We start from the raw sequence: 13,734 nt of genomic DNA on the forward strand, positions 1-13,734 counted from the left end.
TCGGCAGAGGACGCCCCGATCGGCCCCCCACCTGCGCAGCAGGATGCCAGAGGCCTCTCTCAGCCCGTGGTGGCCAGCACCAGCGGCAGGACGGCGGGCGCGCCGGCGCGACGCAGGAGCGCCGCGGCCACGGTGAGCGTCCAGCCCGAGTCGGCGACGTCGTCGACGAGCAGCACCGGGCCGCTGCGCGGGTCGATGCCGGGCGGGACGGACAGGCGCCGGTACACCTCGGCGAGGCGCTGGGCGGAGTTCGGGGGCTCCGGCTCGCTGTCGTCCTCCGGGTCGGTGTAGCGCGGCGGGGCGGAGTCGGCGAGGGCACCGAGCAGCGGCAGCCGGCCGATCGACGCGATGCGCTGGGCGAAGCTCTCCACCAGCACCGGGCGTGCCCGCGACGGCAGCCACACCACCCCGGCCGGGCGCTGCGCCCAGTCCCAGCCCTTGAGCACCTCGACCGCGGCGTCGACCGCGGCGTCGGGCACGAGGTCGTCGGCGCGCAGCAGCGGGCGCAGGCGCGGACCCCAGCCGACGTCGGTGAGCCGGCCGAGCGCGCGGCCCTCCTCGGCGGCGTCCTCGGGCCTGATCTTGCCCTTGAGCGGGACGTCGAGGGCGTCCATGCCGCTGGGCCACTGCTTGCGCGGCGCGATCGGGACGCCCGGACGGTCGAGCGTCTCCTGCGCCTGCACCCGGACGTCCTCGCCCACCGTCGGGTCGTGGCGGTGGCCCGTGCAGTTGTCGCAGCGCCCGCACGGCGCAGCCCCGGGGTCGTCGAGCTGTCGGCGCAGGAACTCCATGCGGCAGCCGTCGGTGGCGATGTAGTCGAGCATCGCCTGCTGCTCGGCGCGGCGGGCCCGGGCCAGGCCGGTGTACCGCGCGCCGTCGTACTCCCAGGGCCGGCCGGTGGCCTCCCAGCCGCCCTTGACCCGGCGCACCGCGCCATCGGTGTCGAGGACCTTGAGCATCATCTCGAGCCGGCCCCGGGACAGCTCCACCCGCGGCTCGAGCGCGGCGGTGGACATCGGGCGCCCGGCGTCGCCGAGCACGCTCAGGGCGACACGCACCTGGGGCTCGGCGGGGAAGGCCAGGGAGGCGAAGTAGGCCCAGATGTCGCGGTCCTCGGGTCCGGGCAGGAGCAGGACCTCCGCGCGTTCGACCCCGCGGCCGGCGCGCCCGATCTGCTGGTAGTAGGCGACCGGCGACTGCGGTGCGCCGAGGTGGACGACGAAGCCCAGGTCGGGTTTGTCGAACCCCATGCCCAGCGCGCTCGTCGCGACGAGGGCCTTGACGCGGTTGGCCAGCAGGTCGTCCTCGGCGCGCTCGCGGTCGGCCGGGTCGGTCTTGCCCGTGTACGCGGCGACGGCGTGGCCGCGCTCGCGCAGGAACGCGGCGAGCTCGTCGGCCGCGGAGACCGTGAGCGTGTAGACGATGCCCGAGCCCGGGAGGTCGTCGAGGTGCTGGGCGAGCCACGCGAAACGGTCGGCGCCCTTGCCGAGCTGCAGAACACCCAGGCGCAGCGAGGCACGGTCGAGCTCGCCGCGCAGCACCAGGGCCTCGGCGGGGTCCCAGGGTCCGGCTGCGCTGCGCTGCGCGTCCCGGCTGTGGGACACCCCCAGCTGGTCGGCCACGTCCGTCGTCACGCGGTCGTTGGCCGTCGCGGTCGTGGCGAGCACCGGGACGCCCGAGGGCAGTTCGGCGATCAACGTGCGCAGCCGCCGGTAGTCGGGACGGAAGTCGTGCCCCCAGTCCGAGATGCAGTGCGCCTCGTCGACCACGAGCATGCCCGCGGTGCGCGAGAGCTCGGGGAGCACCTGGTCGCGGAACTCGGGGTTGTTGAGCCGCTCCGGGCTGACGAGCAGCACGTCGACCGCGCCGGCCTGGACCTGGCCGTAGACGTCCTGCCAGTCGTCGGTGTTCGCGGAGTTGACGGTGACGGCGTGGATGCCCGCCCGTCCGGCCGCCTCGATCTGGTTGCGCATGAGCGCGAGCAGCGGGCTCACGATGACCGTCGGGCCCCTGCCGCGGGCACGCAGCAGGGCGGTGGCCACGAAGTAGACCGCCGACTTGCCCCACCCCGTGCGCTGCACCACCAGCGCCCGCCGGCCCTCGGCCACCAGGGCGTGGATCGCCGCCCACTGATCCTCGCGCAGCACGGCGTCCGGGCCGGCGAGGCGCTGCAGCGTGGCCTCGGCGTCGGCGCGCAGGTCGGTGATCGCTGTCGTCACGCGGTCCATGGTGGACGAAGGGCCCGACAACGCACCCGGCCGGCTCAGACGGTGTCGGCCCCGATCACGTTCCTCATCCGCGTGAGGACCTCGATCTCGTCGACGCGCAGCGTCGCGCGGGCGGCCGGGTGGATGCGCCCGCCGACGTCGTGGAGGGGGATGTCGGCGTGACCGCTCTTCGAGACCTGGGCCATCGACCACCGCGGGAACGCCCGGGACTCCACGGTGCCGGACTCGAGGAGCGACACCTGGTCGTGCCTGGAGTCGTCCTTGATCCGCTCGTACAGGCCGGTCACGATCGCCTCGTCGCCCTCGAGGGCCTGGACGAAGTAGTGGTCGGTGATGAGCAGCGCGCCGGTCACGCCCGCCTTCTTGTTGTTCGCCCGGGAGACGTCGAAGATCCTGGCGAGCGCCGTCTCCCGGTCCGCCGTGGGGATCCGGCTGTGGCTGCTGTAGATCAGCCGGAACGTGGTGCCTGCGTCGGACATGTGCCCACCTCCACGCTGAGTGCCCTGGCGCACCCGCCCGCCGGCCGCGCGAGGGTCCACGAAACTAGTGCGTGCACGCGCATGAACACCATGCTCGGCCGCGCTCCGGAGGCGCTCGCGGGCGTGGCGCGGGCCGGGTCGCCGGATGCGGTCCAGCCGGCCGCAGGAGGGGGCCGTGCCGACCCGAGGGTCCCGCCCGCGAGCGAGCGCGGTGCCTAGCGCTGGCGGATGGGCGCGGTCGCCGAGACGGGGACGGCCGCGAAGACCTCGGTGGGGGTGTCCGGCGCCGGCTCCACCGGGGACGGGTCCTCGGCCGGGATCCCGTGGCCGGCGTAGCGGACGTCGAGGGCGCCCGCGCGGCGGCGCACCGCGAGGGCGGCGGTCGCGGCCGCGGTCAGCAGGAGCGCGCCGGCGTTCTCGCCCAGCTCCTCGACGTGGTAGCCCAGCACCTGGAGCGTCTGCCCGCCGCCGCCCGCGGCGATGAGCGCGCCCTGGATGCCCTCCACCCCGAGCGCGAAGAAGAACAGCACGCCCAGGCCGCCCACCAGCAGCCAGCGGGGCCGGCCGCGCAGCTTGAGGGCCAGCGCACCGAGCGCGATCGCGATGAGCAGGGCGACCCCGGCGCCCGGGACGACCCAGTAGAAGGAGAAGTTGCCGCCCTCGGCGCCCGCCGCCCCGGCGCCCTCGGGTCGCACCATGTCGCCGACCCGCTCGTGGATCGTGGTCATGTCGTCCAGCGACATCCCCAGCAGGATGAAGGCCCCCACGAACCACCCGGTCGACGCGGGCGCGCCCTCGCGGCGTGCCGTGAGGCCCGTGACGAGGTGTGCGACGGCGGCCGAGACGAGCAGTCCGACGCTCCACCAGGTGGGCAGGTTGCCCTCGTTGTCGACGTCCAGGTAGCCGATCCAGGGGGCCAGCTTCGGACCGGGATCGGGGAAGGCGAGGTTGGCGACCAGGCTGAGGGCGCTGAGCCCCGCGGTGACCGCGATCGCGACCGCCCACAGCGGCCAGCGCCGGGGCTCGCCCGGCTCGAGGGGGTCCGCGCCCGCCGGCGTCGTGGAGACCAGGCGCACCCCGGGCCCGTCACCGGCGAGCCGCACGGCGGTGACGGCGACCAGGAGCAGGCCGGCCGCGCCGGCGAGCTGGACGCCCTCGGCGACCACGGCCAGGGCCCGTCCACCGTCGCCGAGCGCGCGCACCAGCAGCTCGCTGCCCAGCGCACCCCCCGCGAAGACCGCGACGGCCGCGATCATCCGGCGCCCGTGCGGGACGTACCGCGCGAGCACGCCGAACGGCACCGCGAGCACCAGCCCGATCACCACGGCGGCCGGCAGCCAGTCGGTGGTGAGGGCGTTCTCGCCGACCGCCTGCCGGGCGAGCCCGTCGACACGGGTGTGCAGCCCCGTCCCGACGCACAGCGACGCCACGGCCGGGCCGACGGCCGCGGCGTACCACCACCAGGCCCCGCGCACGCCGGCGGCGCGGGCGGCCGCGCCCGCGACGACCAGGGCGCCGGCGGTGACGAGCAGCAGCGCGGCGCCGAACCAGGTCGGGAGGTTGTAGGCCTCGAGGACGTCGACGTAGGCCCACAACCCCGGAGGGCCGGGGCGGACGAGGGCGACGACGAGGGCCAGCACGGTCAGCAGCGCGACCGCCGCCGCGAGCGTGGCGCTGAGGAGTCGCAGGGGCGACACCGTTCGCTTAGCGTTCACCTGAACTCCAACGAATGTCACGTCGTCGCGTTGCCCAAACTTCCCCGGATCGTAGTATTTTGTTCGCTTCCCCCAGCTCGGGGGGGGGCGCCGGTCGGGTGCCGAAGCGGCCACATCGCCGGGACAGGTGCCCGCGCACCGGGCAGGATGCGGCCCGTGAGCACCGAGCCGGTCGACCAGAAGGCGTTGTTCGACTCCGTCGACGACGTCACCACCCGGCTCGCCGACGTCGGCTACCTCGCGTCCACCGCGGTGGCGACCACCGTCTTCCTCGCCGACCGGCTCGGGAAGCCGCTGCTGGTCGAGGGCCCGGCCGGTGTGGGCAAGACCGAGCTGGCGCGGGCCGTGGCCGACGCGACGGGCAGCGGCCTCGTGCGCCTGCAGTGCTACGAGGGCATCGACGAGGCCCGCGCGCTCTACGAGTGGAACCACGCCAAGCAGCTGCTGCGGATCACCGCCAGCCAGGACGAGTCGTGGGACGCGACGCGCGACGACGTGTTCTCCGAGGAGTTCCTGCTGCCGCGCCCGCTGCTCACGGCGATCCGGCGGACCGACCCCACCGTGCTGCTCGTCGACGAGACCGACAAGGCCGACGTGGAGGTCGAGGGCCTGCTGCTGGAGGTGCTCGGCGACTTCCAGGTCACCGTGCCCGAGTGGGGCACGATCACCGCCAACCAGCGCCCCTTCACGCTGCTGACCTCCAACGCCACCCGCGAGCTCTCCGAGGCGCTCAAGCGCCGGTGCCTGTTCCTGCACCTCGACTTCCCCGACCCCGAGCTGGAACGGCGCATCGTCCTCGCCCGCGTGCCCCAGCTGCCCGAGGCGCTGGCCGAGGAGCTCGTGCGCATCGTCGGCGTGCTGCGCGGCATCCAGCTCCGCAAGGCGCCCTCGGTGTCGGAGACCATCGACTGGGGCCGCACGCTGCTCGCCCTCGGTCTCGACACCCTCGACGACGCGACCGTGCGCGCCACGCTCGGTGTCGTGCTCAAGCACCGCTCCGACGCCGAGCGCGCGGTCGCCGAGCTGCGACTGAACTGACGTGTCCGCCCCGACCACCGGCGGCCTGCCGGCGCACCTCGTCGACTTCGTCGGCGCGCTCCGCCGGGCCGGCATCGCGGTCGGACCGGGAGAGTCGGTCGACGCCGCGGCGGTGATGGCCGAGCTGGACCTGCTGCGCCGCGAGCAGCTGCGCGAGGGCCTGGCGGCCGCGATGCTGCGGCGTTCGGGGCAGCGCGCGGTGTTCGACGCGCTGTTCGACCTGTGGTTCCCGCTCGGGCAGGGCGCGGCCCTCGGCGAGGTCGCGCTGCCCTACGCCGAGGACGGGTCGGTCGACGTCGACGCGCTGCGCGATCTGCTCGCCGGCCTGCTGCGTGACGGTGACACCGCCGCGATGGCCGAGCTCGCGCGCGCGATCGTCGACGGCCTCGGCGCCGTGGGACGCGGGCAGGGCCAGGGCGGACAGGGGCAGGGCGGGGGCGGCGACCGGGGCGAGGGCGGTGGTCGTGACGGCGGCCGTCCGTCGAGCTGGTCGGCCTACCAGGCCCTCAACGCCGTGCGCCCCGAGACGCTGCTGGCCCGCGTGCTCGCCGACCTGCGCGGCGGGCCGGACGCGGCGTGGGACAGCCCGTTCGCCGAGGAGGTCTCGCGCCGCGAGGTGCGCGAGCGGATCGCGTCGTTCCGGCGGATGGTCACCGACGAGACCCGCCGGCGCGGTGCCGAGATCCGCGGCCGCGAGGCGGCGGCGCGCACCGGGGTGCCCAGGCAGGGCGACCGCGTCGACTTCCTCACCGCGAACGCCGAGCAGCTCGCCGACCTGCGCCGCCGCGTCGCCCCGCTGGCCCGGCACCTCGCCTCGCGCCTGGCCGCCCGGCGCCGTCGTGCCCGCCGCGGGCCGATGGACCTGCGGCGCACCCTGCGCCGGTCCATGTCCACCGGCGGGGTCCCGATGCGCCCCGCGTTCCGCCGGCCCCGGCCGGGACGCCCCGAGCTGGTGCTGTTCTGCGACGTCTCGGGGTCGGTGGCGGGGTTCAGCCACTTCACGATGATGCTGGTCCAGGCCCTGCGCGAGCAGTTCTCCCGCATCCGGATCTTCTGCTTCGTCGACGGGTGCGTGGAGGTCACCGACCTGTTCGGCCCGGGGGCGGACCTCGCCGGGGTGATGTCCGAGATCACCGCACGGCCCGGGCTCGTCGCCTTCGACGGGCACAGCGACTACGGGTCGGCGCTGGGTCGCTTCCGTGCGGGCTGGCCGGACGTGGTCGGCCCGCGGACCTCGCTGCTCGTGCTCGGCGACGCCCGGACCAACTACCGCGACCCGAACCTGGCGGTGCTCGCCGACCTCGCCGAGCAGGCGCGGCACGTCCACTGGCTCAACCCCGAGCCACAGGCCCAGTGGGGCACCGGCGACTCCGCCGCGCGTCGCTACGGCCAGGTCGTGCCGATGCACGAGTGCCGCACGGCCGCCCAGCTCGCCGGCGTGGTGTCGGGACTGTTGCCGGTGTGAGGGTGCGCCGACGATCTAGGCTGAACGGATGAGCGGCCGCCGGATCGGGGTCATGGGCGGCACCTTCGACCCCATTCACCACGGACACCTCGTGGCGGCCAGCGAGGCCCAGGTCCGCTTCGCCCTCGACGAGGTCGTCTTCGTGCCCACCGGCCAGCCCTACCGCAAGGCGGGCTACGAGGTCAGCGCGGCCGAGGACCGCTACCTCATGACCGTGGTGGCCACCGCGTCCAACCCCCGGTTCACCGTCAGCCGCGTCGACGTCGACCGGGACGGTCCGACGTACACCGTGGACACCCTGCAGGACCTGGCGGCGATCTTCCCCTACGACGAGCTGTTCTTCATCACCGGCGCCGACGCGCTCGAGCAGATCCTGTCGTGGCACCGCGCCGACGAGATGTTCCGGCTCGCCCACTTCGTGGGGGTCACGCGGCCCGGCTTCGAGCTCGACGGCGACCACCTGCCCCGCGGCGCGGTCAGCCTGCTCGAGGTGCCGGCCATGGCGATCTCGTCGACGGCCTGCCGCGAGCGCGTCGCCGCGGGCGAGCCGGTCTGGTACCTCGTACCCGACGGCGTCGTGCAGTACATCGCCAAGCGCGGGCTCTACCGCCACCGCGAGCAGGGCGCGGTGCTCGGTCCGACGGAGCACGTGGTCTCCGAGTAGCGACGGGCCACACGAACGAGTGACAGGTTGAGCGTTGGACTAACGGCGCGCGACGGTCTCCCGAGATCCACTCGAACGCCGCCCGTCGGGGGCGGGCCACCGGGGGAGTCGATCTCGAGATGTCCGTGCCACCGCCACCCGTCCTCGCTCAGGTCGCGCCACCACCGCGTCGCGTGCCCCGTAGCGCGATGATCGCGATCGTGGTGCTGGCGCTCCTCGTCGCCGCGCTCGGCGGGGCGATCGTCGCTCGCGAGACGGGGGCGCCGACCGGGGTCGCGCTCGAGCCGGTGGGCACCACGGGCACCGCGCCCTTCATGGATGCTGTCGGTACCGACGTCCCCGACGTCCGCCCGGTCGCGAACACGGGCGGGCGCCGGGACGGCAGGAGCCCCGGCCTCTACGGCAGCGCCGGCAGCGGCGGCGTGTGCGACCGCGGCCAGCTCACCCGTTCCCTCGCCCGGCATCCCGACCGCGCGGCGGGCTGGGCCTCCGTCCTCGGCCTGCGCGACGCGTCGACCACCACGATCTCGCGGTACGTCGAGGGGCTCACCTCGGTCGTGCTGCGGTCGGACACCTTCGTCACCAACCACGGCTGGGTCGGCGGACGGGTGAACGCCTGGCCCGCCGTACTGCAGGCCGGCACCACCGTGCTCGTCGACCGCTACGGCAATCCCGTCATCCGCTGTGCCTGCGGCAACCCGCTGGCCGCGCCCCGGTCGTACAGCTCGATCGCCTACATCGGGCCGCAGTGGACGTCGTTCTCCTCGAGCTCGGTGACGGTCATCGACCACCAGACCACGACGGTGACGAACGACTACACCGTCGTCGACGTCCACACCGGTCACGGCCACCGGCGCCCCGGGGGCACCGACGGCGGGGACGACGTCACCGTCAACGTGTCCGTCACCTTCCCGCCGCCGGTGAACGAGCCGGACGAGGACTCGGACGGTGGCTCGGGTGACGGCGCGGACCAGGGGTCGAGCGGTGGCTCGGACGGCGGCGCGGACCAGTCGAACGAGGACGCGACCAACCAGGACGCGGACGAGGACTCGGACCAGAGTCCGGGGCAGGAGGCGGGGCAGGAGGCGGGGCAGAGCTCCGGGGACACGGCCCGCGAGGGCCGGAATCCGTCCGCGCAGCGGGGTGCCGCGCCGCGCCTCGCGGAGACGCCGCCACCGGCCGAGAGCGAGCCCGGCGTCTCCGTCGCGGTGCCCGATGTGGCCGCGACCACCGGCACCACCACGACGACCACGCCGCCGTCGAGCACGCCGGCCACACCGACCACCGCCGACCTCGCGGGTTCGTGGACGGCGAGCGACGCCTGCGGCTTGCCCGCGGAACTGGTACTCGATGGGGCAGGGAGCTACTCGGGGAATCCGGCTGGTGGGTCGTACTCCGTTTCCACGGGCGGGCTCGTGCTCAGCCCGGACCGGTCGCCCGCTACCCGGTTCGCGCCGAGCGACGCCGACGGCACGTCGTGGACCGCCACCGGAAACCCCGACTGCACGCTCACCCAGGCATCGGGATGAGCCGGCACCGTCGCCCGGAGCCGGACGGCGCGGAAGACCTCGATCCGCCCGCCGGCGGCTCGTCGGCGCGTGGTGCCGCTCGCCGTGGTCGCCGCCGCGCCGCCGTCGGCACCCGCCCCGGGGCCTGATCGCCGAAAACGGGCGCCGAGTGGCTCCGCGAGCACGCCGACGCGCACTTCCGCCGATCACGGCCCGATCGCCGGTCCGCCTCGACCCCCTGACCGCCCGCGCCGCCGTGGCCGCCGCACCCCCACCCCTCGGTGCCGCCGATCCCCGCGCCCTGGCCCGCGCCCCCGCCCGCCCGTCGCGGGCCCGGCGGTCTCGTGATCGGCGCGATCGCGCTGCTCGTGAAGCGCCCGGGCATCGTCGACCGCGGGCAGGCGTGGGACGCCGCCGCGATCCTCGCCGAGCACGAGCAGCTGCGGGCCCGCCACCCGCAGGCGCGGCTGCTGTGGTCGGGCGACCGGCCGGTCTGCGCCGGTGACGACTTCTGGGTCACGTGCTGGCCACGCCCGCGTCGTCGGCGGAGGGCGCCGACGGGTGGTGCGACTGGGCCGCCCCGCCGACGACTGCTTCGCCAAGTGACTCGCGCGCTCCGGCGGCAGCGAGGGCATCGCCGTGCACCGATGAGGGCGGGTCAGCCCCGCCGGTGCACCGCGGTCGGGGCGATGCGCAGGATGAGGCGCCGTTGGCGGGGGTCGCCTCGCCAGGGCCCGCCCAGGTAGCGCCGCGCCAGGGCCTGGAGGTGCTCGGCGGCGCCGTCCGGGGTGACCTCGACGACCCGGCCGCGCACGGCGACGTAGTGCTCGGGCCGCCCGGCCTCGGCCACGGCGACCGAGACCCGCGGGTCGCGGCGGACGTTGTGGACCTGCGGCAGGCCCTCCACCGCGTTGAGCACCACGTGCGTGCCGTCGGTGTCGACCCACGTCTCGGTGGTCTCCGCCGACCCGTCCGGCATCACGGTCGCCACGAAGCACCGGTTGGGTCCGCGCAGCAGCGAGACGACGTCGTCCGGGAGTCGCTCGACCTGCTGGGGCGCGACGGACATCGGTGGTCGTGGTCCTTCGTGCGGGGCTCGTGGTCGACCTCCACCGTAGAGCCGGTGGTCCCGCCCCGATCGAGGGCCCGGGTCGGGTCAGCCGAAGGCCAGGACCGACGCCGTGAACGCGTGCAGGTGGTTCCGCGCGGCGACCGGCCCGATCTCGCCGGCGGCGAAGAACCCGGCGACGCCCTGGGGTTCGAGGCCGCGCCGCACGGCGAGCACGTCGTGGTCGGCGTCGGAGAACATCGCCCGTCCCCGCCCGTTGCACGAGAACAGCAGCGCACCCGCGGTGTCGCCGTCGCCGCGGTGGCGCGTCATCAGCCAGTCGAGGTCGGCGTCGGCGCTCCGGGCGTCGCGGACCTGGAACTGCACCGTGCGCCCGACCTCGACGACGTCACCGACCGTAATCGTGCCCCCTTCGGGGTCCGCGCCGACGACGCCGCGGATGAGGAAGTCGCCCTGACGGTGGTCGTCGGCGTACTCGTCCATGGCGATGCCGAGGTGCAGCCCCTGGGCGACCATCTGCTGCTCGGACTCGTCGAGCTCGCGGAGGATCTGCTCGAGCTTGCGGTACGCCGGCACGCCGGCGAGGCCCTGCAGGTGCGGGCCCTCCGCGGCCGTCACCGTCATCGTCGGGCCGATGGGCCGGCAGCCCTGGCTGACCAGCGTGCGGACCCGGACGTCGCCACCGATCGTCACGCCGACGACGCCGCGCTCGTGCACGGCACCGTCGAGGAACAGGCGCGCCGCGCCGGCCCCGCCGGGTCCCGACGCGAGGCCGCCGACCAGGGGAAGGCCGCGCAGCGCCTCCCCGGACTGCTCGACGAAGCCCTGGATGGGGAACGTGTACGGGTCGGCCAGCAGCAGGGCGACCGCGTCGTCGTCGCGGCGCTGCGGCATCCCGCCGACCACCATGCCGGTCTCGGTGCGGGTGGCCTCGAGACGGAACGGGGTCAGCGTCGCGTCGGGCAGCGCCGCCGCCCACACCGCGACCGCGGGCCGGGCCTCGACGCCACGCCCGTCGCCGATCACGCCGCCGGCGCTGCAGCCGATCGCCGCTCGCGCGCCCGCCACCTCCATCGCCCGCGCGCCCGCCCGGGCGACCTCGCCGGGGTCCGGGTGGCAGACGAACACGGCGAGCAGGTCGGGCCGCCGGCCCCCGAGCGGGGCCGTGGCCTGGGCGACGGCGTTCTCGGCGGCGGCCACCAGGTCGGCGCCCTGGGCCAGCCCGTCCCCGAAGTCCGACATCCGACCAGGATAAGGCCGTCTCGGCGCCGACGACCCGGTGTGGGCGTCGAGTAGGATCGGTGTGCTCCCGTCGCCGATCCCTCGAAGGGTTTCGTGGCCGTCACCGACCGCGCGCGCCGTCTGGCCGAGACCGCCGCGCTCGCCGCCGCCGACAAGCTCGCCCGCGACGTCGTCGCCATCGACGTGTCCGAGCGGCTCCCGCTGACCGACTGCTTCGTCATCGCCTCGGCGCCGAACGAGCGCCAGGTGCAGGCCGTCGTCGACAGCGTCGAGGAGAAGCTGCGCGCGCTGGACGCCAAGCCCGTGCGCCGCGAGGGCACGCAGGAGGCGCGGTGGGTGCTGCTCGACTTCGACGACATCGTCGTGCACGTCCTGCACTCCGAGGAACGCGAGTACTACGGCCTCGAGCGGCTGTGGAAGGACTGCCCGTCGGTGCCCCTGCCCGACGTGGTGTACGGACCGCCGGCGGACCGCGAGCAGAGCGCCGCCGGCGAGTGAGCCTCCAGCGCCTCGTCCTGGTGCGCCACGGGCGCACGACCTGGAACGCGGAGAGCCGGATGCAGGGGCGGCTGGACCCCGAGCTGGACGAGACCGGACGCGCCCAGGCCCTCGCCGCCGCGCCCGTGCTCACCGTCTACGAGCCGGTGCTGCTCGTCGCCTCCGACCAGGTCCGGGCGTGGCGCACCGCGGAGGCCGTCGCCAAGGAGGCCGCCCTCGTCCCCCGCCCGGAGCCGCGGCTGCGCGAGACCGCGCTCGGGGACTGGGAGGGTCTCACCGGTCGCGAGGTGGAGGACGGCTGGCCCGGCGGGCTGGAGTCCTGGCGCACCGACCCGGCCTGGGCGCCGCCGGGTGGGGAGTCCCGCGTGGACGTCGCCCGCCGCGCCGTCCCCGTCCTCGACGACCTCGCCGGCGAGCTGGCCGGGACCGACGAGCGGCAGACGGCGATGGTCGTGGCGCACGGCGGCACGATCAGCGCGCTGACGGCGTCCACCCTGGGCTGGCCGATCGAGGCGTGGCACTCGCTGCAACCGCTCGCCAACTGCGCCTGGGCGGTGCTCGAGCACCGCATCGACCGCTGGCGCCTGCGGGCCTGGGGCCTCGAGGCGTGAGCGCCGGGCCGGTGCTCGTCGTCGTCGCCGACTCGCTGTCCTTCCACGGCCCCGACCGCGCCGAGCCGGCCGACGAACCCCGCCTGTGGCCCCACGTCGCGGCGCGGACGGCCGGCGGGCGGGCCGAGCTGCACGCGGGCCTGGGCTGGACGGCGCGCCACGCGTGGCGGGCGATGGCCGGCGACCCGCGCATCTGGGCGTCGCTGCGCCGCGCCGACGCCGTGGTGCTGGGGGTCGGGGGCATGGACACGCTGCCCTCGCCGGTGCCGACGTCGGTGCGCGAGCTGATCCCCGCCGTGCGGCCGGCGCGGCTGCGGCGGGCGTTGCGGGACGGGCACGCGTGGCTGACGCCCCGGGCGGCGCGGCTGCTGGGCCCGGCGGGTCCGGTGGCGCTGCCCCCGCGCGAGACCGTGCGGCACCTCGAGCGGCTGCGCGTCGCGGTGACCGCGCTGATCCCGGGCCTGCCCGTGGTCGGGATGCTGCCCGCGGTGCACCGGGCACCGCTCTACGGCGGGGTGCACGCCGGGCGGGAGCGCCACGTCGCGGCGATGACCGCCTGGGCGCACGCGCACGACGTCGTGCTCGTCGACCCGGCCCCGCTCGTCGCCGACCACGTGCTCGGCGGCCACGGCAACCCCGACGGCATCCACTGGGGCTGGCCGGCGCACGCGGTCGTCGGCGAGGCGATCGGTCGCGCGGTCGGGGAGGCGCTGGCGGGCTGAGCCGATCGCCAGGGACGTTGCCCTCCGGGATGTCGTCGCGCGACGGTGGTGCCCATGGTGACCGTGGTGAACCGGCTGGACGTCGACGCCGCCCCGGAGACGGTGTTCGACCACGTCGCGGACCTGCGCACCGAGGCCGTGTGGAACCCGGCGTGCCGCCGTGTCGACCTTCTCGGTCGGGAGCCGCTCGGTGTCGGGTCGCGCTTCCGCGGGACGTGGCACGGGATGGGGACCGCGGACGCGGAGATCCTCGCGTTCGACCGGCCGTGGTACTGGCGCACGCGGCTGCGGTTCCGCGGCGTCGACGTCGACATCGTCGGCGAGGTCACCGACCGGGAGCGGGGGTGCCACCTGACCCTCACGCTCGAGCTCGGGGCGCGCGGGGTGGCACGACCGCTGCTGCCGCCGGCCGGTGTCGTCCTGCGTGCCGCGGGCCGGCGCAACATGCGCCGCCTCGCGGAGATGCTCACGATGCCCGGGGTCTGATCGTGCGCG

At 75.4% G+C, this 13,734-nt stretch carries 13 protein-coding genes; 8 read left to right on the forward strand and 5 right to left on the reverse strand.

Features of this window, described 5'->3' with window-relative positions:
• Positions 1 to 59: 59 nt before the first annotated feature.
• From C8D89_RS23225 to C8D89_RS23240, 3 genes are all read right to left on the reverse strand, one after another.
• Positions 60 to 2,228 (reverse strand): RecQ family ATP-dependent DNA helicase, encoded by a 2,169-nt coding sequence (locus C8D89_RS23225; RefSeq protein ID WP_116710511.1) that lies wholly within the window; start codon positions 2,226 to 2,228, stop codon positions 60 to 62.
• A 35-nt stretch (positions 2,229 to 2,263) separates the two neighbouring features.
• A complete protein-coding gene (locus tag C8D89_RS23230) occupies positions 2,264 to 2,707 on the reverse strand; it encodes a BLUF domain-containing protein (protein WP_116710512.1) in 444 nt (147 codons plus the stop codon).
• A 215-nt stretch (positions 2,708 to 2,922) separates the two neighbouring features.
• Positions 2,923 to 4,404 (reverse strand): hypothetical protein, encoded by a 1,482-nt coding sequence (locus C8D89_RS23240; RefSeq protein WP_116710514.1) that lies wholly within the window; start codon positions 4,402 to 4,404, stop codon positions 2,923 to 2,925.
• Between the two features lie 174 nt (positions 4,405 to 4,578).
• On the opposite strand from C8D89_RS23240, the gene C8D89_RS23245 reads away from it, so the two are divergent.
• The 4 genes from C8D89_RS23245 (at position 4,579) to C8D89_RS23260 (ending at position 9,118) form a co-directional block, all read left to right on the forward strand.
• The gene (locus tag C8D89_RS23245) at positions 4,579 to 5,460 is read left to right on the forward strand and encodes an AAA family ATPase (protein ID WP_243418323.1); all 882 of its coding nucleotides are present in this window, start codon (positions 4,579 to 4,581) and stop codon (positions 5,458 to 5,460) included.
• A gap of 1 nt (position 5,461) precedes the next feature.
• Positions 5,462 to 6,925 carry a VWA domain-containing protein gene (locus C8D89_RS23250; RefSeq protein WP_116710516.1) on the forward strand — a complete coding sequence of 488 codons (1,464 nt, stop codon included), beginning with the start codon at positions 5,462 to 5,464 and terminating at the stop codon, positions 6,923 to 6,925.
• 28 nt (positions 6,926 to 6,953) lie between these two features.
• The gene (gene nadD / locus C8D89_RS23255; RefSeq protein WP_116710517.1) at positions 6,954 to 7,589 is read left to right on the forward strand and encodes a nicotinate-nucleotide adenylyltransferase; all 636 of its coding nucleotides are present in this window, start codon (positions 6,954 to 6,956) and stop codon (positions 7,587 to 7,589) included.
• A 173-nt stretch (positions 7,590 to 7,762) separates the two neighbouring features.
• A complete protein-coding gene (locus C8D89_RS23260) occupies positions 7,763 to 9,118 on the forward strand; it encodes a DUF6777 domain-containing protein (protein ID WP_133252031.1) in 1,356 nt (451 codons plus the stop codon).
• Positions 9,119 to 9,755: 637 nt separating this feature from the next.
• On the opposite strand, the gene C8D89_RS23265 is transcribed toward C8D89_RS23260, so the two are convergent.
• Together C8D89_RS23265 and C8D89_RS23270 are read right to left on the reverse strand one after the other, a co-directional pair.
• Positions 9,756 to 10,166: a pyridoxamine 5'-phosphate oxidase family protein gene (locus C8D89_RS23265; protein WP_116710519.1), complete on the reverse strand. Its 411-nt coding sequence runs from the start codon at positions 10,164 to 10,166 to the stop codon at positions 9,756 to 9,758.
• An 87-nt stretch (positions 10,167 to 10,253) separates the two neighbouring features.
• Entirely contained in the window at positions 10,254 to 11,408 is a 1,155-nt protein-coding gene (locus C8D89_RS23270; protein WP_116710520.1) for an FIST signal transduction protein, read from the reverse strand.
• Between the two features lie 93 nt (positions 11,409 to 11,501).
• Here C8D89_RS23270 and rsfS point away from each other — a divergent pair, with 93 nt between their 5' ends.
• The 4 genes from rsfS to C8D89_RS23290 are packed head-to-tail and all read left to right on the forward strand — an operon-like array spanning position 11,502 to position 13,725.
• Entirely contained in the window at positions 11,502 to 11,906 is a 405-nt protein-coding gene (gene rsfS / locus C8D89_RS23275; RefSeq protein WP_116710521.1) for a ribosome silencing factor, read from the forward strand.
• Positions 11,903 to 12,517 carry a histidine phosphatase family protein gene (locus C8D89_RS23280; protein WP_116710522.1) on the forward strand — a complete coding sequence of 205 codons (615 nt, stop codon included), beginning with the start codon at positions 11,903 to 11,905 and terminating at the stop codon, positions 12,515 to 12,517. Before rsfS ends, C8D89_RS23280 begins: the two co-directional genes overlap by 4 nt.
• The gene (gene octT / locus C8D89_RS23285) at positions 12,514 to 13,239 is read left to right on the forward strand and encodes a diglucosylglycerate octanoyltransferase (RefSeq protein ID WP_116710523.1); all 726 of its coding nucleotides are present in this window, start codon (positions 12,514 to 12,516) and stop codon (positions 13,237 to 13,239) included. Before C8D89_RS23280 ends, octT begins: the two co-directional genes overlap by 4 nt.
• Before the next feature lie 54 nt (positions 13,240 to 13,293).
• Positions 13,294 to 13,725, forward strand: a complete 432-nt coding sequence (locus tag C8D89_RS23290) for an SRPBCC family protein (RefSeq protein ID WP_116710524.1) — start codon at positions 13,294 to 13,296, stop codon at positions 13,723 to 13,725.
• The last annotated feature ends 9 nt before the right edge of the window (positions 13,726 to 13,734 follow it).

The sequence above is a fragment of the Actinomycetospora cinnamomea genome (assembly GCF_003096675.1).
In the GTDB taxonomy this organism is placed as follows: domain Bacteria; phylum Actinomycetota; class Actinomycetes; order Mycobacteriales; family Pseudonocardiaceae; genus Actinomycetospora; species Actinomycetospora cinnamomea.

Excerpts from the sequence above, each read along its gene's own strand:
- C8D89_RS23290 (WP_116710524.1), top strand. The coding sequence starts at position 13,294 with ATGGTGACCGTGGTGAACCGGCTGGACGTCGACGCCGCCCCGGAGACG.
- C8D89_RS23230 (WP_116710512.1), bottom strand. The coding sequence starts at position 2,707 with ATGTCCGACGCAGGCACCACGTTCCGGCTGATCTACAGCAGCCACAGC.
- C8D89_RS23225 (WP_116710511.1), bottom strand. The coding sequence starts at position 2,228 with ATGGACCGCGTGACGACAGCGATCACCGACCTGCGCGCCGACGCCGAG.
- C8D89_RS23265 (WP_116710519.1), bottom strand. The coding sequence starts at position 10,166 with ATGTCCGTCGCGCCCCAGCAGGTCGAGCGACTCCCGGACGACGTCGTC.
- C8D89_RS23270 (WP_116710520.1), bottom strand. The coding sequence starts at position 11,408 with ATGTCGGACTTCGGGGACGGGCTGGCCCAGGGCGCCGACCTGGTGGCC.
- nadD (WP_116710517.1), top strand. The coding sequence starts at position 6,954 with ATGAGCGGCCGCCGGATCGGGGTCATGGGCGGCACCTTCGACCCCATT.